Below are 23896 nucleotides of genomic sequence, written 5' to 3'. Positions count from 1 at the left end.
CGTTTCCGGTCGCGATCACCGACAACCCTGACGCTGGCACAACCACGGCCGGAATGCGACTGTTCCCGTACCGGACATCCGCCGGTCACCCGGCCAGCTTGGTGACTTTTCGGCACGGACCGGTCACCGGCGGACCGGGAAGGCCCGGAACCGTCACGGTCGGGCCAGGGTCCAGGCCCGTACGCCGCCGACGATGCCGGCGGTGTTCGGCACCACCACCACGTCGTCGCCCATCCGGGCCAACTGCTCGGGGCGGATCAGCCGCGAGTTGCCGCCACCGAGGTAGAGCCGGTCCCAGCAGAACACCGGGCGCAGGCCGTCGACGACGCCGCGTACCCGCCGGGACCAGAACGCGTCGCCGAGCCGGCGCCGTTCGTGCTCGCCGACGTAGGTGTCGTAGGTCTGCCCCCAGCGCACCGGCGCCTGGGACAGCTCCAGGTGCGGGGCGAGCCGACCACCGTCGAACAACGCGCAACCCAGCCCGGTGCCGAGGGTCAGCACCAGCTCACACCCGGTCCCGGCGACCACCCCGGCCCCGTGCACCTCGGCGTCGTTGAGCACCAGGACCGGCAGATCGAAGGCGGTGTGCAGCGCCGTACGGGCATCGAAACCGGACCACTGTGCCCGCAGGTCAGGATCGACCTTGGTACGCGGACCAGCCCGGGTCACGTAGTGCGGGGTGGCCACCACCACGCCGTGGCGGATCATGCCTGGCATGCCGACGGTGACCCGGTCGGCCGCCGGCAACTGCCGGCCGACGTCACAGAGGGTCTCGACGAACAGGGCCGGCGGCAACGGGTACGGCGTCGGCACCCGCAGCGGCCGGGACCGCATCGTGCCGGACTCGTCGAGTACGGATGCCTTGATCCCGCCGCCACCACAGTCGATCGCCAGCGTGGTAATCATGAGGCACAGTGTGCCGGCCGGCGGCTACGATCGCCGGGCCATGAGCGCCACACTGATCGCCAGGGACCTGTCCGCCGGACACGGTGACCGGCAACTCTTCGCCGACCTCGATCTGGTCGTCGCCCCCGGTGACGTGATCGGGCTGGTCGGCGCGAACGGGGCGGGCAAGTCGACGCTGCTGCGCGTCCTGGCCGGCCTGGCCACACCCGAGTCGGGCACGGTCACGCTCAACCCGCCGACGGCGAACGTCGGTCTGCTTCCGCAGGAACCGCAGCGGGTGCCCGGCGAGTCGGTACGCGACTTCCTGGCCCGCCGTACCGGGGTGGCGGCGGCGCAGCGCGAACTCGACGCGTCTGCGCAGGCATTGGCCGACGGCCGGGCCGGAGCCGACGACGCGTACGCGGTGGCACTGGAACGCTGGCTCGACCTCGGGGGTGCCGACCTCGACGAGCGGGCCGAAGAGGTGATCGCCGATCTGGGGCTGACGGTGGCGCTCGACCGCCCGACGACCGGGCTCTCCGGCGGTCAGGCGGCCCGCGCCCAGCTCGCGTCGCTGCTGCTCAGCCGCTACGACGTGGTGCTGCTGGACGAACCCACCAACGATCTGGACCTCGCCGGTTTGGACCGGCTGGAACGGTTCGTCACCGGGCTGCGCGCCGGCACCGTACTGGTGTCGCACGACCGGGAGTTCCTGGCCCGTACGGTCGACCGGGTGGTCGAGCTGGATCTGGCCCAGCAGCAGGTCAACCACTACGGCGGCGGGTACGCCGGCTATCTGGCCGAGCGGGAGGTGGCCCGCCGGCACGCCCGCGAGGCCTACGAGGAGTATGCCGACACCCGGGCCGGTCTGGAGGCGCGGGCCCGTACCCAGCGGGCCTGGATGGAGAAAGGCGTCCGCAACGCGCGGCGCAAGGCCACCGACAACGACAAGTTCATCCCCCACCTGCGGGGCGAGACGTCGGAGAAGCAGGCGGCGAAGGCCCGGCAGACCGAACGACTGATCGAGCGGATGGAGGTCGTCGAGGAGCCGCGCAAGGAGTGGGAGCTGCGGATGGAGATCGCCGCCGCGCCCCGCTCCGGCACGGTGGTCGCGGTGCTGCGCCAAGCGGTGGTACGCCGTGGCGAGTTCACCCTCGGTCCGCTGGACCTGCAGATCGACTGGGCGGAGCGGGTGGCGATCACCGGTCCGAACGGGTCCGGCAAGTCGACGCTGCTCGGCGCGCTGCTGGGCCGGTTGCCGCTGGAGTCGGGCGAAGCCTGGCTCGGACCGGGTGTGGTGGTCGGCGAGGTGGATCAGGCCCGGGGCATGTTCCTGGGCGACGAGCCGGTGTTGGAGGCGTTCCGGTCGGCGGCGGACCTGGCTCCGGCGCCGGCCCGGACACTGCTGGCGAAGTTCGGCCTGCGGGCAGACCACGTGCTCCGTCAGGCCTCGACCCTGTCCCCGGGCGAGCGGACCCGGGCCGCCCTGGCTCTGCTGCAGGCCCGTGGGGTCAACCTGCTGGTCCTCGACGAGCCGACCAACCATCTCGACCTGCCGGCGATCGAGCAGCTGGAGTCGGCGCTGGCGACGTATCCGGGAACGTTGTTGCTGGTGACCCATGACCGCCGGATGCTGGACGCGGTCCAGCTCACCCGGCGGATCACTCTGGGCGACGGCGGCTCAGCGTGACGCCGTGGAACCGCTGTCGGTGGCTCCACCCGCGGCCTGCGTGACGTCGGGTGGTTCCGGTTGCTGGTAGATGTCCGGAATCCCGTCACCGTCCTGGTCGCGCCGTTCCTCGTCGGACATCCGCCGGTAGACCTTGTTGCGCCGGCCAAGGACGATCGCGGCGAGGATCGCGGCGGTGAGTGAACCGATCAGGACCGCCGCCTTGACGTGGGCGTCCCGCTCACTGCCGGCACCGAAGGCGAGTTCCCCGATCAGCAGCGAGACGGTGAACCCGATGCCGGCGAGCAGGGACACCCCGAGCAGGTCGATCCATTTGAGCCCACCCAGATCGGCCCGGGTGAAGCGGGTTATCAGGCCGGTGGCACCGAGAATCCCGATGGTCTTGCCGAGCACGAGGCCGGCGATGACGCCGATGGCGACCGGGTCGGTGAGCACCGAGGCGATCCCGCCGTCACGCAACGAGACACCAGCGGCGAAGAAGGCGAAGACCGGCACCGCGAAGCCGGCCGAGACCGGCCGCCAGAGGTGTTCGAAGTGCTCGGCCAGGCCGTGGTGTTCGCCCTTGCGGGGCAGCACCGGCACCAAGAAGCCGAGCAGCACGCCGGCGATGGTGGCGTGCACCCCGGAGGCGTGCATCAGGGTCCAGGTGACGGCGGCCAGCGGGATGAGCGCCCACCACCAGGTCTTGCCGGCCCGCAGCAGCAGCGCGAAGACCAGCAGCGGCAGCAGCGAGCCGCCCAGTGCCAGGAAGTTGACCTGTTCGGTGTAGAAGAAGGCGATGATCGTGATGGCGAGCAGGTCGTCGACCACAGCGAGGGTGAGCAGGAAGGCGCGCAGGCCCTGCGGCAGGTGGGAGCCGATGACGGCGAGTACGGCGAGCGCGAAGGCGATGTCGGTGGCGGTCGGGATGGCCCAGCCGCGCAGCGCGTCGCCACCGGTGTTGAGGTTGATCAGAACGAAGATCAGCGCCGGGGCGGCCATTCCGCCGACGGCGGCGACCACCGGCAACGCGGCTCGGCGAGGGCTGCGCAGTTCCCCGGCCACGAACTCGCGTTTGAGCTCCAGACCCACCACGAAGAAGAAAATGGCGAGCAGACCATCGGCAGCCCAGTGAGCCAGGTCGATGTCAAGATACAGTGCTTCCCCGCCGGACCAGGGCACCCACTGCCCCAACGACTCGTAGGCGTCACCCCACGGCGAGTTGGCCCAGATCAGGGCCAGGACGGCACCGAGCAGCAGCAACACGCCACCGACGGTTTCGGTCCGCAGCACGTCCCCGATGAACTTGGCTTCGGACCAGGACGACAGTTGGAAGGGCCGGCGGCTTTCCGGCCGGGGGCTTTCCGACCGAGGGCTTTCCGGCGGCGGGGTGGGGGTCGGGTCGGTCATGAATGCAATCCACCTCCACAGCTTCCGCCCAGCAGCAACGACACGGGCGCCGGGCGGCGGGCCCGGCTGACCTTGATGATCACCCTATCCGGCAGGCAGCAGTGACCGATAGTTTGCGCCATGGCACGTTCAGTGTCCTTTGTCTCGACTGACCGCCTTGGCTCCCACACCGACACCGCAGCGTCACCTATCGTCGCAAGATCGTGTCGCCCAGACCAGCAGCTGGTGGCCACATCCCAGGAGCCAGGATCAGCATTCCCAGGAGCCAGGACCGGGCTTCTCAGGAGCCAGGACCAGCCCCGACCAGGGTGGTCGACGACGGGCCACCGAGTGGGGGTGACACGCCGCCGGTCGACGCCGAAGCCGAGACCGTCAGGTACGGAGCCGTGGGCCAGCCCCGCGCCCACAGTTCCCACTGCAGCAGCGTGAAGATCTCACCGGAGTTGTCGATACCCGCCTGATGGTCGTCGAGCAACCGCCGCACCGCCGCTGGACGGAACAGCCCTCGCCCCTGGGCGGTCTGGTCGGTGAGCAGGTCCCAGGACATGTCCCGCAGCTGGTGTCTCAACCAGCTGGCGACCGGGACACGGGTCGGCGACCGGGCGGACAGCGCGAGGTCGGCCGGCAACCAGCCGGCCGCGACCCGCTGAGCGAGGGAACGGTGCCGGACCGGCGCCTTCCACGCCGACGGCAGAGCGCGACCCCACTCGATCAACCGGTGGTCGAGCAGCGGTGCCCGCAGGCTCAACCCGTACCCGCCGGCGGCGGGGTAGAGGCGGGTCAACGCGGCACCGGGCAGATAGGTCCGGACGTCCGCGTCGATCATCCTGGCCAGGTCCGTGTCCGCCGGCGACCCGCCGTACGCAGCCTCCGCCAGTCCGTAACTGTCCACGTCGACCAGTTCGGCGCGGACGGCATCGGTGTAGAGCGCGTCCTTCTGCTCGGCGCTGTACTGCGCCACGATCCGGGCGTACCGCAGCGGGGGCCGGCATCCGGCGACCTCCAGCAGCCGACCCAGCCGGCGCACCGGGGTGCCGGCGCTGCTCCGCCCCACCAGAGCGGCACCCAGCCGGTGCAGTACGGGCAGCCGCCAGATCCGGTCCGGCCAGCGACTCAGCCAGTCGAGGAGCAGATGGTGCGGGAACCCGCCGAAGACGACGCCGCCGCCGACACCGCAGAACGCCTCGGCCGACCGTACGCCGGTGAAGCGCGCCACGAGATGGTGGGTGACGGCCGCTGGATCGCCGAACGGTTCGTCGAGGAAGCGGGCCAGTTCTGACAGTACGGCCGGCTCGATCTCGTCGACCCGGTACTCCTGGTGATCGGCACCGAGATGCGCGGCGATCCGCCGGGCCTCGCCCGTACGGTCGAGTCGCGGATCGGCGTACCCGACGGTGCTGGTCCGGATCGACGTCGGGGCGCAGTGCGCGACGGCCGCCGCGACCAGCGCCGAACCCATCCCGCCGGAGAGCAGCACGGTGGGTTGTCCGCTGGCCGGCAGCTGGTGCCGCACCGCGTCGGTCAGCCGGTGCCGGGTTTCGGCGACCGCGTCGGGTGCCGTCAGGTCCGCTGCCGGGTCCGCCGCCGGGTCGACCAGCCGCTCCGCTGTCGGATCCGTCGACACACCCGCCGCCCGCGCCGCCGCCTCGAACTGCCAGTAGCGGCGGGTCGTCACCCGACCGTCCTGCCAGATCAGCACCGTGCCGGGTGGCACCTTGCGGGCGCTGGCGAGGATCGACCAGGGGGCGGGGACGTACCGGTAGGTCAGGTAGTGGTGCAGGGCCACCAGGTCGACGTCGCCGCCAGCCTGGGGATCGGCGGCCACTGCCCGTAGCTGGGACGCGAAGCCGAGTTGGCCGCCGCGCAGCGACCAGTAGAGCGGGTGCTCGCCGGTGCGGTCCCTGGCCAGCAGCAGCCGACGCCGACGTCGATCCCAGATGGCCACGACGAACGCCCCGCGCAACTGGCGCAGGAGGTCGTCGCCGTAGCGCTCGTACCGGTCGAGCAGGTCTGGCTGGTCGCCGACGCAACCGATCACCACAGAACCGTCGACGTCGCGCCGCACAGTGCCGCGCTCGCCTGGCCGCCAGCGGACGGCGATCGCCGCCGATGGGTCGGTGTGCGCGGTACTGGCGTGCGCGTCGGCGGGCAGTCCGGCGGCGGTCATCTGATGAAACCGTTCAACAACCAGGTTCCCATCTCCGACAATACCGACGATTTGTGCCATGCGGTCAACGTAGCGGCAGCATGGCGCAGCACGAGCCGAGACCACCCAACGCGGTGAATCCAACGCGGAGTCTCGTGCAGTGTTATCTGATGATTCTCCTGATAGATACGCAATGTCTGTTTAGTCTGACCCTGAGATGACTGAGGTCAGAGGTGAGTGAGTTGACCGAACGATCAGACGACGCCGAACGCGGCGGGTGGCCACCGCACCGCGAGGACCACCACGACAACCCGAACTGGGCCGACGACCACCAGCAGTGGACCAACCACGACCAGCAGTGGACCGACCACCAGCAGTGGCCCGAGCGCCAAGGGTGGGCCGCCGACGCTCCGTCGACCCACGGTGCCGACACCGACACCTACATCGGCAGCGGCAGCGACAGCGACAGCGACGGCGACAGCGACGGCGACGGCGACAGCGACGGCGCCCCGACCCGGACGATCGAGGTCATCGGCACCGGCACCGCTGCCGGAGCGACCGGCAGCCCGAACGGCGGCGGCCAGCATCGCCGCCCCGTCCCGCCACGACATCCCCGCCGGCTCCGCCGCATCGCGCTGCTCGGGATCACCAGCCTGGTGGTGTGCGCGCTGGCGGGCGTGGTCGGGATCGACGCCATCAGCCAGCACTACCTGGGGGCCATCAAGCGCATCCCCGATCCGTTCGCCGCCATCCCGGCGGAACAGCGGCCGGCGCCGACGCCCGAGGGTCTGACGTTCCTTCTCGCCGGAATCGACAGCCAGGCCCAGAGCGCGACCGGAGCGGAGTCCAGCGGTTCGCCGTTCGGACGTACCGACTCGCTCATGGTCGTCCGGATCACCGCGGATCGCGAGCGCGCCTACGTGGTGTCGATCCCCCGTGACGCCTGGGTGCCCATCCCCGGGTACGACAACTTCAAAATCAACTCCGCGTACACCCTGGGCGGCACGAGTCTCGCCGTACAGACCGTCGAGAACGTGACCGGCCTACGGATCGACCATGTCGCCCTGATCGATCTGGCCGGCCTGCAGAACCTGACCGACGCGGTCGGCGGCGTCACCGTCGACATCCCGGCGGGTACGCCCGACCCGGCCCGGGGGTTCACCTGGCAGGCCGGGTCGCAGCGGCTCAACGGCGAGCAGGCGGCGCAGTACGTCCGCCAGCGCTACGGGCTGCCCGAAGGCGACTTCGACCGGATGCGCCGGCACCAGAACTACCTCCGCGCGTTGCTGGCCGAGACCCTTGACCGGGACACCCTGACCAGCCCACGTCAGTTGAGCGCCCTGCTCGACGCGGTGACCTCAACGGTGACCGTCGACGACGGGCTCACCAACGACATGCTGCGTCAGCTCCTGTTCGACCTGCGCACCGTACGCAAGGACGTCCGGTTCGTGACCGCGCCGGTGGCCAGCACCGGGTACGTCGGCGACCAGTGGGTGATGTGGCTGGACACCGAACGCGGAGTCGACTTCTGGAACGCCGTACGCGACGATGACCTGGAGCGGTACATCGAGCGGTACGGCGTCGAACAGCTCGACGCGGTCGTGCGGTGATCGAGTACGGCCGCTGTCAGACCAACTCGGGCTGCTGCTCGGCGGTCGCTGTGCGACCGGACCACCACCGGGCGATCGCCGCGCAGACGATCAACTGGATCTGGTGGTAGATCATCAAGGGCAGGACCAGCAGGCCGAGCAGCTGCGGGCTGAACAGGACGGCAGCCATCGGCAGGCCGGTGGCCAGACTCTTCTGGGCACCGCAGAAGACGGTGGCGATCACATCGGCCGGACCGAAGCCGATCATCCGGCCCACCGCATAGAGCAGGCCCAGCACGACGGCGAGCAGCCCGATCACGACCGTGGCCAGGGTCAGCAACTGCCCGACGGAGACCTGCTGCCAGATCCCGGCGACAATCCCGGCGCTGAACGCGATGTAGACCACCAGCAGGATCGACCCCCGGTCCACGACCGTGGTGATCCGCTTGTGGCGGGTGATCCACCCGGCGGTCCAGCGGCGGGAAAGCTGCCCGGCGACGAACGGCAGCAGCAGCTGCCCGACGATCGCGCCGATCGAGCCGGCGGTCAGCCGCAGTCCGCCGGTGTCCGCCAGCAACAGCATCGCGAGCAGCGGGGTCACCGCGATCCCGGCGATATTGGAGAACGTCGCGCTGAACACGGCCGCCGGCACGTTGCCTCGGGCGATCGACACCAACGCGATCGACGACTGGACCGTGGACGGGATCACACAGAGGAACAGCACTCCCTGGTACAGGTCGTCGGCCAACAGGGCCGGGCTGAGCAGGCCGATCGCCAGGCCGAGAAGCGGGAAAACCCCGAACGTCGTACCGAGCACCACCAGGTGCAGCCGCCAGTGCCGGGCTCCGGCCAGTGCGGCGGCCGGTGCGATCCGGGCGCCGTGCAGGAAGAACAGCAGCGCGATGCCGATGCTCGCGATCACGCCGGCGACGGAGGCGGCAGACCCGCGTACGGGTAGCAGGCTGGCCAGCAGCACTGCGCCGAGGAGCGCGGCGATGAACGGGTCGATGATCAGCCAGCGCGGCCAGCGCATCACGTTCTCCCAGGTGAGCGAGGGGTTTTGGCACGGTCGGCAGGACCTGCTGCTTCATTCTGCGCAGCCCGCCGATCAGCGGGAAGTCAATCACCGAACTGACTGTGATCACGGACCGCGATAACCTGGGATGATGTACGACCCGGTGCACCTGCGCAGCTTTCTGGCGGTGGCCCAGACCCTCAGCTTCACCCGGGCGGCCGGCCGGCTGGAGCTACGGCAGTCCACGGTCAGCCAGCACGTCCGCCGGCTGGAGGCGGCCGCCGGGCGGCCGCTGTTCCTGCGCGACACCCACTCGGTGCAGTTGACTCCGGACGGCGAGGCGATGGCGGGCTTCGCGCGGGAGATCCTCGACGTGCACGACCGGGCCGAGCGACACTTCCGGACCACCGACGCCGTACGGGGCACGCTCCGGCTGGGGGTGTCGGAGGATCTCATCTCCACCCATCTGCCCGAGGTGCTGCAGGTCTTCCGTCGCCGCAACCCGCTGGTCGACGTGGAGCTGACGGTGGCGCTCAGCGGCACCCTGCATCAACTGCTGGACGGCCGCGACCTCGACCTGGTCTTCGCCAAGCGGCTCGCCGGGCAGACCCGTGGCCAGCTGATGTGGCGCGACCAGGTCGCCTGGCTCGGCGCCACCGACCCGTCGGCCTCCTGGGGCGGGGCCGGCGACGCGCTGCCCCTGGTCGTCTATCCGCCGCCGAGCATCACCCGGGCCCAGGCCCTCGCCGCGCTGTCGCGCGCCGGTCGACCCTGGCGGATCGCGTGCACCAGTGGCAGCCTCGGCGGTCTCGTCGCGGCGGCACGGGCCGGCCTCGGGCTTCTGCCGCATTCGGCCCAGCTGATCCCGCCCGGGTTGTCCGTGGTGACGTCGGCGCAGCTACCGCCGCTGGGCGAGGTCGAGTTCATCCTGCTCTCCCGGCCGGACGCCGATCCGACCCTGGTCGACGCGCTCGGCGAGGCCGTTCTCGCCGCCGGGCACCGACGCGTGCCCGTCACGGCGGGCCGGCCAGCCTGACGGTTCTGAGCCCGCCAGCCTGACGGTAGTGCGCCGTCACCTGATGGGCCAAATGCGCCCGTACTGCAAGTCTTTGCAAGTCTTGCGGCTTCGACCCCGCCGCACTCGACCCCACCGCGCGGCGCTTTCGGACCAGCTCGCCGCCGCCAGACGTCGGTTTGCCGGCCCATCTGGGATGGAAACATGGTGTTCACATCCGGGCGTCCAGTTGTTACTCTCGTCTCACCCTGGAAACGCTTGCAGAACTTGCAGGATGCTTTCAGTTCCTGGTCCGTCTCCCCGGAGAGCCATCACAGCCCATGGAGAGCGCGCATGACCGTACAAAGATCGATCGCCGCCGCGAGCGCGGCGCTCCTCGGCCTTCCCCTGTCCCTCGTCCTGGCCGCGCCGGCCACCGCCGCGCCAGCGCCGACCACGCCCACCACCGTGTCCACCGCCCATCAGCCGACCACGACCTCGGTGACCAGCAACGGAACGGCGATCGTCCACCTGTTCCAGTGGCGCTGGGAGTCCGTCGCCGACGAATGCGAGACCACCCTCGGCCCGAACGGCTGGGGCGGCGTGCAGGTCTCCCCGCCCCAGGAGCACGTGGTGCTGCCGAGCGCCGAAGGTGCCACGTACCCCTGGTGGCAGGACTACCAGCCGGTCTCCTACCGGATCGACCAGACCCGGCGCGGCACCCGGGCCGAGTTCGTCGACATGGTCGAACGCTGCCGCGACCAGGGCGTCAAGATCTACGTCGACATGGTGCTCAACCACATGAGCGGCACCGGCTCGGTCGGCAGCGGACCCGGTAGCGCCGGCACCGTCTACGGCAAGTACGACTACCCCGACCTGTTCGCCGACGGTTCCGGCGACAGCTACGGGTACGCCGACTTCGGCCCCTGCTACCGCACGATCAACAACTGGGGCAGCAAGACCGAGGTGCAGGACTGCGAGCTGCTCGACCTGGCCGATCTCAACACCGCGGATCCGGAGGTACGTCGCAAGATCGCCAAGTACATGAACTCGGTCGTCGCGCTCGGGGTGGCCGGCTTCCGCGTCGACGCCGCCAAGCACGTCCAGGAGGCGCACCTGGCGGACATCATCTCCCGGCTCGACGACGTCCCCGGCTTCGGCGGCAAACCCGACCTGTTCCACGAGGTGTACGGCGACGGCACCATCCCCTACACCGCCTACGCCCCGTACGGCGCGGTGACCAACTTCGACTACCAGCGTTCGGTCTCCTCGGCGTTCCGCGACGGCAGCATCGCCCAGTTGGCCAACCTGCCCGACTACGGCGGGCTGACCGGTGCGCAGTCGGTGGTCTTCATCGACAACCACGACACCCAACGGGCCACTCCGACGCTCACCTACAAGGACGGCGACCGCTACTACCTGGCCGACGCGTTCATGCTGGCCCATCCGTACGGCACCCCGCAGTTGATGTCCAGCTACGCCTTCGGCCCGGTCGTCGCGCAAGGCCCGCCGAGCAGCGCGGACGGCACCACCGACGCGACCGACTGCGCCAGCGCGGCGTGGATCTGTGAGCACCGCGACGAGCAGGTCGCCGGCATGGTGAGCTTCCGCAACGCGACCGACGACACCGGAATCAGCGGTGTGGTGACCGACGGCAACGGCCGGCTCGGCTTCGCCCGAGGCGACCGGGGGTACGCCGCGTTCAACGCCACGACGACCGCCTGGAGCCGGGAGTTCAGCACCAACCTGCCGGACGGGCAGTACTGCGACGTCGCCCGAGGCACCTACGACCGGGACAGCGGCACCTGCACCGGCGGCGTCGTCACCGTCTCCGGCGGGACCTTCAGCGCCAGCGTCCCCGCGAACCGCGCCGTCGCCCTGCACGTCGAGGCGGTGACCGAATGCACCAACCCGGCCGGATGCGGGCCGGTGGATCCGCCCCCGCCGGGCGACACCGGCTTCACCGCCACCGTGTCGACAAGTCCCGGCCAGCAGGTGCGGGTGGTCGGCTCGATACCCGAGCTGGGTTCGTGGAACCCGGCCAACGGAGTGCCGCTGAGCACCGACGCGACGAGCTACCCGGCCTGGACCGGTACGGCGGACGTACCGGCCGGGACCGCGTTCGAATGGAAGCTGGTCAAGGTCGCCACCGGTGGTGCGGTGGAATGGGAGAGCGGCGCCAACCGGACCGGCACCGGCGGGACCACCGTCGCCGTGGTCTGGGGGCAGCCCGGATCCGGTGGCGACGATCCGCCGGCCGAGGCGGCGGTGTCGTTCCGGATCGACGCCACGACGTGGTACGGCCAGCAGGTGCTCGTCGTCGGCTCGTCGCCGGCGTTGGGCGCCTGGGATCCGGCCGGCGCGGTGGCGCTGGCGGCCACCGAATACCCGGTGTGGACCGGCACGGTGTCCCTGCCGGCGGGCGAGGCTTTCGAGTACAAGTTCATCAAGCGTGCCCCGAACGGCACGGTGACCTGGGAGTCTGGGGTCAACCGTAGCCACACCCCGGTCGGCGGCCCGGTGACCCTGACCGGCACCTGGCGGTAGTCGCGCGGCGGCACGGTGCCGCACCGGCCTGGACCGCCGGTACGGCACCGTGCCGATCCGCGCCAGTCCGGGGAGGCACCGTGCCGCCCGCCCGCCGCCCGCTGCCGACGACGCCGCCGACGTCGCCGACGTCGCCGCCGACGGGAAGATCGATTCGCCGACCCGAATGCAATCGGCTACTTTGAGCCTTCATTCACTCCCGCTGGGTGATCGTCGGTCGTCGGCAGGTAGTCCCCACCGGGACCTGATAACCTCGCAAGCGGGCGGCGGGACCGATCGGGCACGCCCGCTGATCGGGAGAGGTTATCTGTGCGACTGGGGCCACGGGTAGCGACAATTGTCGTCAACTACCGACACAACGACGACACCGTACGCTGTCTGAATTCGTTACAGGCAAGTAAAGACGCCGACCAACAGTTGATCGTCGTCGACAACACCGAGCCAGGATACGGCGGCACCGATCTGACCGAGTTGGTGGATCCGGCCGTACGGGTGCTGTCCGCAGGCGGCAACGTCGGATTCGCGGCCGGTTGCAACATCGGCATCAAGGCCGCGTTGGAATCATCGGCCGAGTTCTTCTGGCTCGTCAACCCAGACGCGGTCGTCGGTCGACAGACGCTGTCGCACCTTCTCGCCACCGCGACGGACGAACCGGACGCCGGTATCATCGGCTCGCGGATCCTCGACGGCGGCCACCCGCCCCGGATCCTCTTCAACGGCGGAGTGATCGAGGGCAAGGGGTCCACCTCCCACGCCGACGCCGGCAAACTCGATCGCGACGTCCCCGACGGGCCGGTCCGCGACGTCGACTACGTCACCGGTGCCTGCTTCCTCATCCGGCGCAACGTCGTCCGCCAGGTCGGTCTGATCCCGGAGGAATATTTCCTCTACTACGAAGAAACCGACTTCTGTCTCCGCGCTCAGCGGGCGGGATGGCGTACGGTCATCGCCCCCTATGCGCGTACGTGGCACCACAAGCGGTCCACCGGCAAGCTCCCCTCGCCCTACTACATCTATTACATGTGCCGAAACCGGGTGCATTTCAGCCAACGGTTTTTCGCTGCCTCGTTCGAGGAGATCGAGGCGGAACTCACCCCTTTCATCGACGGCTGGAGCCGGCGCGTCGCCACCCACGCTCCTCACCTGTCCGGCAGCTTCGACAAACTCGTCCAGCTCGCTCTCGCCGACGGCCAGGATGGCCGGCTCGGTCGGCGCGACGACATCAGCGACTTTGTTTTTGCCTAGCCGACGGGCAAACTCGCAGGTGGTACGGCCACAGCGAGACCAGCTCGCGGGTCACCCGGCCAGCCGGCAGCGCACACGCGGAGACAAGACATGAGCAAGTACTCCTACAGTTTCGATCCCGAGGACACCAACAACACCGCCGCTGCGGTGTATCGGCTGGCGCTGACCGGTGGGCCCCGGGTCCTCGATCTCGGGTCGGGCCCCGGGGTGGTGTCCAGCATGCTGGCGACCGTCGCCGGCCGTACCGTGACCTGCGCCGATTCGGACACCTCCGCGCTGGCCGAGGCGCGCGCCGGCGGGGTACAGGAGACGGTGGCGATCGACCTGCGCGATCCTGAGTGGTTCCGCGACCTGCCGGGGCGCGGCTACGACGTGGTGATCCTCGCCGACGTGCTGGAGCACCTGGTCGAGCCGGAGCTCGTCCTGCGCGCCCTGCAGGAGGAGAAGATCGTCGCCCCCGACGGGGTACTCGTGATCAGCTACCCCAACATGGCCCACGAGTCGATCATCATCGAACTGATGACCGGCAACTTCGAATACACCGAAACCGGTCTGCTGGACGCCACCCATCTTCGTTTCTTCACCCGCAGCAGCATGCAGTCGCTGCTCGAATCCACCGGCTATCTGGTGACCGAGACGCACCGTACCCGGCGTACCGCCGAGCAGACTCCGCATCGTAGCCGCGCCCTCGAACTCGACGCCGAACTGCGCAAGGTGGTCGGGGAGCTCGGTGACGACGCCAAGACCTATCAGTACGTCGTTCTGGCCCGGCCGTCCACCGAAGCCGTCCGGATCAGCTTGGCTGAGCAACGACTCAACGACGAACACGCGGCACATCTGAGCGCCCTGGAGGAGATCCGGCGGCTCAGCAAGCAGCTCGACGACCTGCGCGGCCGGCAGCGTCAACTCGACGAGGAGTTCCGCCGCACCCAGGACAGCGTCGAACAGGAGCGACTCGACGCGATCCAGGCCCGCGAGGCGCTGCGCCGCGCCGACGAGGAGCGCAAGAAGCTCCAGACCCAGCTCAACCGGGTGGCCCGCAGCAACACCTACCGGGCCGGGAAACTGGTCCGCTACATGTTCCGGCCGGCGGAAGGGTTCCGGGCGCTCAACCGGCGGCGGGCCCGTTCGGCGGCCAAGCGGGGTTCCGCCGGTGGCGCGACCGGCACCGACGCGAACGGACGCGACGGCGGCAAGGGCCGAGGCGGGGACGTCGCCAAGGTCCCCCGCCACTTCCGCGACCTCATGGTCGACCCAGCGCTGCGCACCGCGTACGAGCAGGCCGCCCGGGTCGAGGAGTTCCGCTCGGACCGGCCGAAGGTGGCCTTCTGCGTCTCCACGGCAGACCTCGACGCCGGCCGGGGTGACCTCTACGTGGCCATCGGCATCGGGCGCTACCTGGAACGACACGGCTACGAGGTGGCCTACCTGCCGACCCAGCGCTGGGCCGGGCTGCCCGCCGGCACCGACATCGCGGTAGCCATGATCCCGACCTTCGACCCGTTGACCGTGCCGGACGGCTGCCGGGTGATCGCCTGGATCCGTAACGAGACGGACCGGTGGAGCGAACACCCGCACCTGGCACTGTTCGACACGGTGATCACGTCGTCGTCGACCTCGCTGAGCCGGATCCGGGAGCACTACGACGGGCCGACCGGCCTGCTTCCGCTCGGGGTGGACACCGAGTTGTTCACGCTGCCGGCCGAGGCGTCCCGGGTCGGCGCGACCACCACCGTCAACTCGTGGGGTCGGGAGCGGCACCTCTACCAGTGCCTGCGCGGCGTCGACATCGACTTCCCGTTCGTCATCTTCGGTGAGCGGCGCGGCATGAGCCCGCACTTCACCCCGTACGCGGTCGGCAGCACCAGCTATTTCACCCTGCCGGACCTCTACCGGCGGTCACTGCTCGTGCTCGACGACCTCAACCACACGACCAGGCCGTACGGCAACGTCAACTCCCGGCTGATGGAAAGCCTGGCGGCGGGTGCCCTGCCGCTGACCAACTCCCGGGTCGGTCTGCAGGAACTCGGCCTCGACGAGGTGCCGACCTATCACGACGCGGCCAGCCTCGGCCAGCTGTTGGCCCAGCTCACCGCCGATCCCGCCGGTACGGCGGCCCGCGCCGGCCGGCTGGCGGCCGCCGTACGCGACCGGCACTCCTACGCCCGCCGGGCCGAGGAACTGCACCAGGTGATCGTCGGGTTGGATCCGCAGCCGCGCCGGGTCACCGGCCGGTTCGTCGGCTCGTTCCCCAACTACGTGGACAACCCGTACCAGGCGATGCTGATGTCCGGGCTCCGGGACGCCGGCGTGCAGTCGTTCCCGGTGACCGACGTCCTGCGCACCGAGGCACCGCACCTGCCGAGCGGCCCGTTGGACAACTACGTCCTGCACGTCCACTGGACCGATCCGATCCTGCATCCGGCCCGCTCGGGCGAGGAGGCGATGGCCCGGCTGGCGGAGTTCCAGCAGCGGGTGGCCGAGTTGCGGGCCCGTGGTGGCCGACTGGTCTGGACCATCCACAACGTCTTCCCGCACGAGTGGAAGTTCCCGGCGGCGGAACGGGCGCTGGCCCGGTTCCTGGCCGACGAGGCGGACGCGGTGCACGTGCTGAGCGAGGAGACGTTGGCGGCGGTCGAGCCGCACTATCCGCTCGACCCGGACAAGGTGCGGGTCATCCGGCACAGCAGCTATCTGGGGGTCTACCCCAACTCGGTGAGCCGGGTCGCCGCCCGGGAACGGTTCGGCTTGGAGCCGGATCAGCACGTGGTGCTGTTCTTCGGCGGCATCCGCCCGTACAAGGGTGTCGACGTCCTGCTGGACAGCTTCGCGGTGGCCGCCCGCCGCGATGCCCGGCTGCGGCTGATCGTGGCCGGTCCGGCCAAGCGGCTGGATCCCAAGCAGCGGCTGAAGGAGCGGTGCGAGGCCGATCCCAAGATCACCCCGGTGTTCGGCGCGATCCCGAACGAGGAGATCCAGTTCTACTTCAAGGCGGCGGACACCGTGGTGCTGCCGTACCGGTCGATCCTCAACTCCGGCATCTTCCACCTGGCCATCTCGTTCGGGCGGCCGGTGATCGCACCTCGGGTGGGTTCGCTCACCTCCCTGCTCGATCCGGAATTCGCCATCGGCTTCGATCCGACCAACCAGCACGCGCTCGCGGAGGCACTGCTGGCCGCGCCCAAGCTGCGGGGGCGGCACGTGGAACTCGCGGCCTTGTCGGCGGCGCGCGGCTACCAGTTCACCGACATGGGTCGGGACTACGCCAAGCTGATCACCGAACTGTTCGACACACCCGGCCGCTGAGCCTGGCGGGGGGAAAGCCGGCCATCCATGATGGTCACCGGCTGCCCCCCGTTACCTAATGAATCCCGAACGGCCCGCCGTGGACCACGGGATGCCTGCCCGTTACCCGGCCCTTGAGGTCTCCAAAAAGATCGGCAGCGTGGGCTCGGCGAGTCGTTCGTGTGGTGGTCCGGCTCGCTGAGTTCACGCCTGCACACCTCTGGACCGTGTCAGGTCTCGTGCAAGACCGGCGGATCTCGGCGGTGCCGGACCACCTCGTGACCTTGGGCAGGATGTTGATCGTGGTTGCAGCCCGCCCGCACGGCGAACACCTCGCATACCGGGAGCCGACGAGCTCTTACTGCGAAGACCGGGACCGTGCGGGTCGCTGGGATCGCGAACGGCTCATCGGAGGGTAGGCCACAGAGCCTCGTCATTAGGGCGCCGCGCGTTTCCGCCAGGGTTGCATGCCCGATGGGCAGGCGAGGGAGGAGTAGGAGTTGGCGGTGTACTGCGGCATCGACTGGTCAGAACGGCATCACGATATTGCCCTGGTCGACGAGCACGGTCGCCTGGTTGCCAAGGGTCGCATCGGCGACGACGTGGACGGATTCACCACGCTGGTCGAGATGCTGGCCGCCGCCGGTGACAGCGCCGAGGAGCCGATCCCGGTGGCGATCGAGACCCCGCGTGGCCTGCTGGTCGCGGCGCTGCGCGTAAGTGGGCGGCGGGTGTACTCGATCAACCCGATGGCGGTGGCCCGCTACCGGGAGCGGCACTCGGTGTCACGCAAGAAGTCCGACCACGCCGACGCGGTGGTGCTGGCCAACATCCTGCGCACCGACGCCCACGCTCACCGGCCGCTGCCGCACGACAGCGAACTGGTTCAGGCGGTCGCGGTGCTGGCCCGGGCCCACCAGGACGCCACCTGGCGGCGAACCCGGGCCTCGAACGAGCTGCGGTCACTGCTGCGGGAGTACTTCCCCACGTTCCTCGCCGCGTTCAACGGCAGGAAGGGCAACCTGACCAGCGCGGACGCCCGTGCGGTGCTGGCCGCCGCATCCACGCCCGCAGCTGCGGCGAAGCTGTCCACAACTCGGATCGCCGCCGCCCTACGCCGCGGCGGCCGACGGCGTGGCGTCGAGGACCTGGCCGCCGAGCTGCAGCAGGCGCTGCGCCGTCCGCAACTGCGTCAGCCGGACGTCGTGGAGGAAGCCATGGGCATCCAGGCGCTGGCACTGCTCGCGACGCTGAACGTCGAATGCGCCAGTGTTGATTCGCTTGCCGAGGCCGCCAGCGAAGCGTTCCGCCAGCACCCGGACCACGCGATCGTGACAAGCTTCCCCGGTCTGGCCGACGTGACCGGTGCCCGCGTTCTGGCCGAGATCGGCGACGACCGCGCCCGGTTCGCCGATGCCCGCGCTCTGAAGGCCTACGCCGGCGCGGCCCCGGTCACCCGCGCGTCCGGGCGCAGCATCTCCATCACCCACCGCAAGGTGAAGAACGATCGGCTCGCCGCCGCCGGATATCTGTGGGCCTTCGTCGCCGCTACCCACGCCGAACCCGCCAAACAGCACTACCAGCGCCGCCGCGACCACGGCGACCGACATCCCGCCGCACTACGCCACCTGTTCAACCGGCTCCTCGGCTGCCTGCACCACTGCCTCGCAACAGGACAGCTCTACCACCCCGGCAAGGCCTTCCCCACGATCGGCATGCCCGCACCCGCCGCTGCGCAGTGACACTGGCAAACTCGGCGCCCATGAACGACGGCAAGGACTGGTACGCCTGGCACAGCCCTTACACCGACCCCGGCTCGCCCCTGGCACGCCGACTGAAGCTGGTCCAGCAGCACATCGCCGCGTGGCTCGATGAGCGACCTGGCGAACCGGTGTCCGTGCTCAGCATGTGCGCCGGCCAAGGTCACGACATTCTCACCGTGCTGGCGTCGCGCCAGGACGCCGTGCGAGTCAGCGCCACGCTGCTCGAGTACGAACCGCGCAACGTCGCCGCGGCCCGGACCCGAGCAATCGCCGAAGGCCTCGACACGGTGACCGTCGGGCAGGCCGACGCCGGTGACCTCGCCTCATACCGGCAGGCGGTGCCCGCCGACCTGGTCATCATGGCAGGCGTCCTGGGCAACATCAGCGACGCCGACGCCCACACCACCATTCACGCGCTGCCGCAGATCTGCGCTGCCGACGCCACAGTGATCTGGACCAGGACACGACGAGCACCCGACCTGACACCGGCGGTCCGAAGGTGGCTGGCCGACGCAGGGTTCGCCGAACAGGCTTTCACCGCACCCGACGACGTGCTGTTCTCCGTCGGCGTTCACCGCTTCACCGGCACCCCACAGCCGCTGGAGACCGGCAAGATCTTCCAGTTCATCACCTGACGGCGAACCGACGACTTGACGCTTCCGGAGATCGGAGGTCTTTTTGATCGTCCCCAGCCGGGGACTGCTCGGTCGCCCGGCTCGGTATGACTGAATGCCCCTGTCGTACGCATGATCCGGGGGGTGTTGTCGCCGAGCCGGGTGGCGTCGGCGGACCGCTGATAGGGACCCGGCCACCCCGTCGTGGGGTAGGTCTCTCCGTAACGTGGATGCCGGCAGTCCGACGCTATGACCAGCGGCCGAGCCAGGCCATCGCCGTGAGGAGGCAAGCTGTGCACGACGGGTTCGGCGTCTTCATCGGACTCGACGTCGGCAAGGAAGGACACCACGCGGTCGCGTTGAACCGCGACGGCAAGCGGCTGCACGACGCGACGCTGCCCAACACCGAAACCGGGCTGCGGAAACTGTTCGACAAACTCGCCCGGCACGGCCAGATCCTGGCCGTGGTCGACCAGCCCGCCTCGATCGGCGCGCTGCCCGTCGCGGTCGCCCGCGCCTGCGGCCACCAGGTCGCCTACCTGCCCGGTCTGGTCATGCGCCGCCTGGCCGACCTGCACCCCGGCACCGCGAAGACCGACGCCCGCGACGCCTACGTCATCGCCGACGCCGCCCGCACCCTGCCCCACACCCTGCGCCGGGTCGACACCGGCGACGACGCCCTGGCCGAGCTGGAGGTGATGGTCGGCTACGACGACGACCTCGCCGGCGAGGTCACCCGCGTCGCCAACCGCATCCGGGGCCTGCTCACCCAGATCCACCCACCCCTGGAACGCGTCCTCGGCCCGAAACTGCAGCACCCCGCCGTCCTGGAAGCCATCTCGCGGTGCGGCGGACCCACCGGCATCCGCAAGGCAGGCCGGGCGAAACTCACCGAGATCGTCAAGGCCCGCGCGCCACGCATGGGCGCCCGCCTGGTCGACCAGATCTTCACCGCGCTCGACGCGCAGACCGTCGTGGTTCCCGGCACCACCGCCGCCGAGACCGTCCTTCCCCGACTCGCCGACAACCTGCGTGACCTGCTGCGCCAACGCGACAAGGTCGCCGAACAGGTCGAAGGGATGCTTGATGCGCACCCTCTTGCCCCGGTCCTGACCTCGATGCCCGGCATCGGCGTCAGGACCGCGGCCCGCATCCTGCTCGAAGTCGGCGACGGCACCTCGTTCCCCACCCCCGGCCACCTGGCCGCCTACGCCGGCCTGGCCCCGGTCACCCGCCGCTCCGGCACCAGCATCCGTGGCGAACACCCACCCAAGGGCGGCAACAAGCAGCTGAAACGCGCGTTCTTCCTGTCCGCGTTCGCCGCTCTCGCCGACCCGCTCAGCCGCGCCTACTACGACCGCAAACGCGCTGAGGGCAAGAAACACAACGCCGCCCTCATCTGCCTCGCCCGCCGCCGCGTCGACGTCCTCCACGCCATGCTCCGCACCCAACGGCCATACCAGCCCAAACCGGCGGACGAACCCCGCCTCGCTGCTTGACAGAACCCATAGGGACACCCCCCGCCACTGTGGATGGTCTCCTGGCCGGTCACTAAGATCGCTCGGTGATCATCCGACGCATGGCCCAGACAGTCCTCTGCGGACTGCTTCTTGCCCTTGTCCTGCCTGGCATTCCGCCCGCCCGCGCCGACGAGACCCGGCCGGCGGAGAACCTGCGGATGGAGCTGGTGCTGGACGTCAGCGGCTCGATGCGGGAGGCCGACATCGACGGGGAAACCCGGATGGCGGTCGCCCAGCGGGCCTTCAACGAGGTCGTCGACGCGGTGCCGGACGGCACCCACCTCGGCATCCGGGTGCTTGGCGCCACCTATCCCGGCGACGATCCGGAACAGGGCTGCCAGGACACCCAACAGATCGTGCCGGTCGGTCCGGTGGACCGTGGCCAGGCCAAGGCCGCGATCGCCAGCCTGCGGCCGACCGGCTACACGCCGATCGGCCTGGCCCTACGCGAAGCGGCCAAGGACCTCGGCACCGGCGAGACGGCGCGCCGGATCGTGCTCATCACCGATGGTGAAGACACCTGCGCCCCGCCGGACCCCTGCGACGTCGCGCGCGAGCTCGCCGCGCAGGGCACCCGGCTGATCGTGGACACCCTCGGGCTCATCCGCGACGACAAGGTACGCCAACAGTTGGTCTGCATCGCCGCCGCGACCGGCGGTACCTACACGACGGCGCAGAGCGCCGACCAGCTCGCCGAGCGGATCAACCAACTGGTCGACCGGGCCCAGGACAGCTACACCGCCACGCCCGAGCTCGTCACCGGCAGTCCGGACTGCGCGGCCGCCCCGCTGCTCACCGCCGGGGTCTACGCCGACCGGGAACGCTTCGCCGAGCACCGCTGGTACCGGGTGACGGTCCAGCCGGAGCAGGAGCTGCGGGCCTCGGTCAGCATCGCGCTCGACCGGCCGGTGAACCGTGACTACGGCGTCCTGCTCCGGGCGGTGCACCCGGACGGCCGCGAGTTGGTCCGTGGCACCGACGCCGGCAGCGGCCGTACCGACGTACTCTCCACCGGGCTACGCTGGTCGTCGGCCGAGGATCTGGACCGGCCCGGTTCCGGGACCGACGACACCGGCCGTACGGACGCCGACACCGCGACCGACGACCCGCCGGCTCCCGAGATCGTGTGCCTGGTTATCAGCAACTCGTTCTCCCCCGCCGGCGGCACCGCCACCGATCCCGGCATGCCCGTCGAACTCACCGTGGACCTGGTGGCCGCGTCCCCCACCCCGGACCGTCCCGGACTCGGTCGAGGGTGGCTGCTCCTCGCCGTACTCGGCCTCGCCGGCCTGCTGACCGGCCTGCTGACCGGCTGGGCGACCCGCTGGTGGAACACGGTCTGGAGGGAGAACTGAGATGCCCCGTCATCAGTTGGATCCGGTCCGCACCGCGCTGACCACCGGTGCGCTGCCGCTGCTCGCTGGGGCCCTGACGCTGCTCGCCGCGACGCCGGCCGCCGCGCAGGGTCCGACCCCGGTGCCGGTCGACGCCACCCTGACCAAGGCCGGCACCTCGTTCCTCACCGCGGCGGCGGTCAACATCGACCAGCCGGTACGGGTATCCGCCGCCACCGGGGAGTACCTCTACTGGTCGTTCCCGGCCGTCGCCGGCCAGACCAGCGAGATCGCCGCGACGATCTCGCTGCCCGATCCGGCGAGCCGCAGTGGCGACGTGACCTGGACGATCGACGTCTTCGACGGGTTGCGACGTCGACAGGCATGCACCGCCGGGGCACAGTCGCCGAACGCCACCGTCGCCGACCGCACCGTGCGGGCCGGCTGCCTGCTCCGGCAGGTCCGGTCCTGGGCGGAGCCCTGGTCCGGCGACCCGCTGCCCGGCACCTACTACGTCCGGGTCTCCGTCGCCGATTTGACCGAGCGGGATCTCGGCCTCCCGGTGCGGGTGGAGCTGCGGGTCACCGCCGACGTGACCGGTGATCCCAGACCGGAAGGCGGCCAGCTACGGAGCCCGCTGCACCCGACCACGCGGCAGGGCTCGGTGGACACGTCCACCGACACCGCCTCCGCCGTCAGCGACACGGCGGCCGACGACGGCACCGCCAGCTCGGCGGAGGGTTCCGACGACGGTGCCGAGGCGTCGGAAGACACCGATGGCGGGACCGCCCGGAGCTGGTGGGACCGCCTCACCGGCTGGTTGCCCGAGTTCTCCAGCCGGTGGGTGTGGACAGCGGCCGGCGGCGCACTCGCCGCGATCGCCGGGGTGATCGGGTTCGGGTTGACCCGGCGACCGCGCCGGCCGGCCGTCGGATAGCGACCGGCCGCTCGGCGGGAAGGGAGCCAGCGACCGGCCGCTCGGCGGGAAGGGAGCCAGCGACCGGCCGCTCGGCGGGAAGGGAGCCAGCGACCGGCCGCTCGGCGGGAAGGGAGTCAGCGACCGGCCACCGCGAGCCGCAAGGCCGGCTGCTGCCGAAGATGCGCGCCGGGCGCGAGGGCGACTGCCGTCGATGACCCGACCAGCGCGGGTGTCGTCCTCGGGCCAGGCGCCGTCGGGAGGGGCGCTTCCAGATCGGCAAGCAGGCGGCGGAACAACGTTGGCCGGTCGGCGCGGATCACCGTACTGCGCCCGCCCCGCTGGACGATCGAGTGCGGCAGCGCCAACGCTGGTGCGGCGCTGTGCAGCAACGCGGCGGCGGGGATGCTCACCGACACGGTGAGCATCCCCGCGCCATGGTCGGCCGGGCTGAGCAGGGCCGCCATCCGCCACACGGCGAGCGCCGCCGGGTAGTGCGCCGCCGCGACGCCCGGGCTGGCGAGCATTCGCCGACCGTCACGCCACGCCCCGGCCAGAGCCCGCAACACCCGGTGGTACCCCTCGGCGGTCACCTCGACCCGAGCCACGGGTGACGCCGGCCCGAGTGGCGTGCCGACCGCCCAGGTCATCGTGGTCAGCAGTCGCGTCATCCGGACCGCCGCCGCCGGTCGTTCGATCTGCGCCACCGGGAGCTGTCGGGCCGGGGCCGTACTGGCCGGACCGAGCCGGCGCCATCCGACCGGCCGACGCTCGTTCCAGCAGAACGCCGCCTCCAGCAGTGAGTACGGACCGAGCGGGCCGTCGGCCACGGCCCGCAGGACCTTGTCCGCGCCACCCCCCGGGCGGTGGTCCGGCCCGGTGCCGGTCGGGCCGGCGGCACCACCGGTCGACGTCGATACGGCCATGGGGTGCACTCCTCTCCCACGTCACGGGCGCGCCCACC

The 23896-nt window shown here is 70.4% G+C and carries 16 protein-coding genes; 11 read left to right on the top strand and 5 right to left on the bottom strand.

Annotation, left to right across the window (positions count from 1 at the left end; all coding sequences use genetic code 11):
• Positions 1–153: 153 nt before the first annotated feature.
• On the bottom strand, positions 154–906 hold the full coding sequence (locus tag O7632_RS05495; RefSeq protein ID WP_278111946.1) for an ROK family protein: 753 nt from the start codon (positions 904–906) through the stop codon (positions 154–156).
• 40 nt (positions 907–946) lie between these two features.
• Here O7632_RS05495 and O7632_RS05490 point away from each other — a divergent pair, with 40 nt between their 5' ends.
• Complete coding sequence (locus O7632_RS05490) at positions 947–2575, top strand: ABC-F family ATP-binding cassette domain-containing protein (protein WP_278111944.1); 1629 nt, start codon at positions 947–949, stop codon at positions 2573–2575.
• Here O7632_RS05490 and nhaA read toward each other — a convergent pair.
• Positions 2567–3964, bottom strand: a complete 1398-nt coding sequence (gene nhaA / locus O7632_RS05485; RefSeq protein WP_278111943.1) for a Na+/H+ antiporter NhaA — start codon at positions 3962–3964, stop codon at positions 2567–2569. The two genes, O7632_RS05490 and nhaA, sit on opposite strands and share 9 nt — an antisense overlap.
• A 280-nt stretch (positions 3965–4244) precedes the next feature.
• Entirely contained in the window at positions 4245–6131 is a 1887-nt protein-coding gene (locus O7632_RS05480) for an asparagine synthase-related protein (RefSeq protein WP_278111942.1), read from the bottom strand.
• A 221-nt stretch (positions 6132–6352) separates the two neighbouring features.
• Between O7632_RS05480 and O7632_RS05475 the strand changes: the two genes are divergently transcribed.
• Positions 6353–7720 carry an LCP family protein gene (locus O7632_RS05475; protein WP_278111940.1) on the top strand — a complete coding sequence of 456 codons (1368 nt, stop codon included), beginning with the start codon at positions 6353–6355 and terminating at the stop codon, positions 7718–7720.
• A 16-nt stretch (positions 7721–7736) separates the two neighbouring features.
• On the opposite strand, the gene O7632_RS05470 is transcribed toward O7632_RS05475, so the two are convergent.
• Complete coding sequence (locus tag O7632_RS05470; RefSeq protein WP_278111938.1) at positions 7737–8732, bottom strand: bile acid:sodium symporter family protein; 996 nt, start codon at positions 8730–8732, stop codon at positions 7737–7739.
• A 133-nt stretch (positions 8733–8865) separates the two neighbouring features.
• Between O7632_RS05470 and O7632_RS05465 the strand changes: the two genes are divergently transcribed.
• From O7632_RS05465 to O7632_RS05425, 9 genes are all read left to right on the top strand, one after another.
• On the top strand, positions 8866–9750 hold the full coding sequence (locus O7632_RS05465; protein WP_278111936.1) for a LysR substrate-binding domain-containing protein: 885 nt from the start codon (positions 8866–8868) through the stop codon (positions 9748–9750).
• Positions 9751–10062: 312 nt separating this feature from the next.
• Entirely contained in the window at positions 10063–12255 is a 2193-nt protein-coding gene (locus tag O7632_RS05460) for a carbohydrate-binding module family 20 domain-containing protein (protein ID WP_278111934.1), read from the top strand.
• A gap of 309 nt (positions 12256–12564) precedes the next feature.
• Complete coding sequence (locus O7632_RS05455; RefSeq protein WP_278111933.1) at positions 12565–13500, top strand: glycosyltransferase family 2 protein; 936 nt, start codon at positions 12565–12567, stop codon at positions 13498–13500.
• 90 nt (positions 13501–13590) lie between these two features.
• Positions 13591–16806, top strand: a complete 3216-nt coding sequence (locus tag O7632_RS05450) for a methyltransferase domain-containing protein (RefSeq protein ID WP_278111932.1) — start codon at positions 13591–13593, stop codon at positions 16804–16806.
• 479 nt (positions 16807–17285) lie between these two features.
• A complete protein-coding gene (locus O7632_RS05445) occupies positions 17286–18527 on the top strand; it encodes an IS110 family transposase (RefSeq protein ID WP_278111931.1) in 1242 nt (413 codons plus the stop codon).
• A gap of 20 nt (positions 18528–18547) precedes the next feature.
• On the top strand, positions 18548–19183 hold the full coding sequence (locus O7632_RS05440; RefSeq protein WP_278111929.1) for a class I SAM-dependent methyltransferase family protein: 636 nt from the start codon (positions 18548–18550) through the stop codon (positions 19181–19183).
• 272 nt (positions 19184–19455) lie between these two features.
• Positions 19456–20661 carry an IS110 family transposase gene (locus O7632_RS05435; RefSeq protein WP_278111927.1) on the top strand — a complete coding sequence of 402 codons (1206 nt, stop codon included), beginning with the start codon at positions 19456–19458 and terminating at the stop codon, positions 20659–20661.
• An 80-nt stretch (positions 20662–20741) separates the two neighbouring features.
• A complete protein-coding gene (locus O7632_RS05430; RefSeq protein ID WP_278111925.1) occupies positions 20742–22037 on the top strand; it encodes a VWA domain-containing protein in 1296 nt (431 codons plus the stop codon).
• Positions 22038–22053: 16 nt separating this feature from the next.
• Entirely contained in the window at positions 22054–22953 is a 900-nt protein-coding gene (locus O7632_RS05425; protein ID WP_278119851.1) for a peptidase, read from the top strand.
• A gap of 116 nt (positions 22954–23069) precedes the next feature.
• On the opposite strand, the gene O7632_RS05420 is transcribed toward O7632_RS05425, so the two are convergent.
• Positions 23070–23858 carry a hypothetical protein gene (locus tag O7632_RS05420; protein ID WP_278111924.1) on the bottom strand — a complete coding sequence of 263 codons (789 nt, stop codon included), beginning with the start codon at positions 23856–23858 and terminating at the stop codon, positions 23070–23072.
• Positions 23859–23896 lie beyond the last annotated feature (38 nt).

Source organism: Solwaraspora sp. WMMD406 (genome assembly GCF_029626025.1).
Taxonomy (GTDB): domain Bacteria; phylum Actinomycetota; class Actinomycetes; order Mycobacteriales; family Micromonosporaceae; genus Micromonospora_E.
This window is presented reverse-complemented; position numbering and strand designations above follow the sequence as displayed.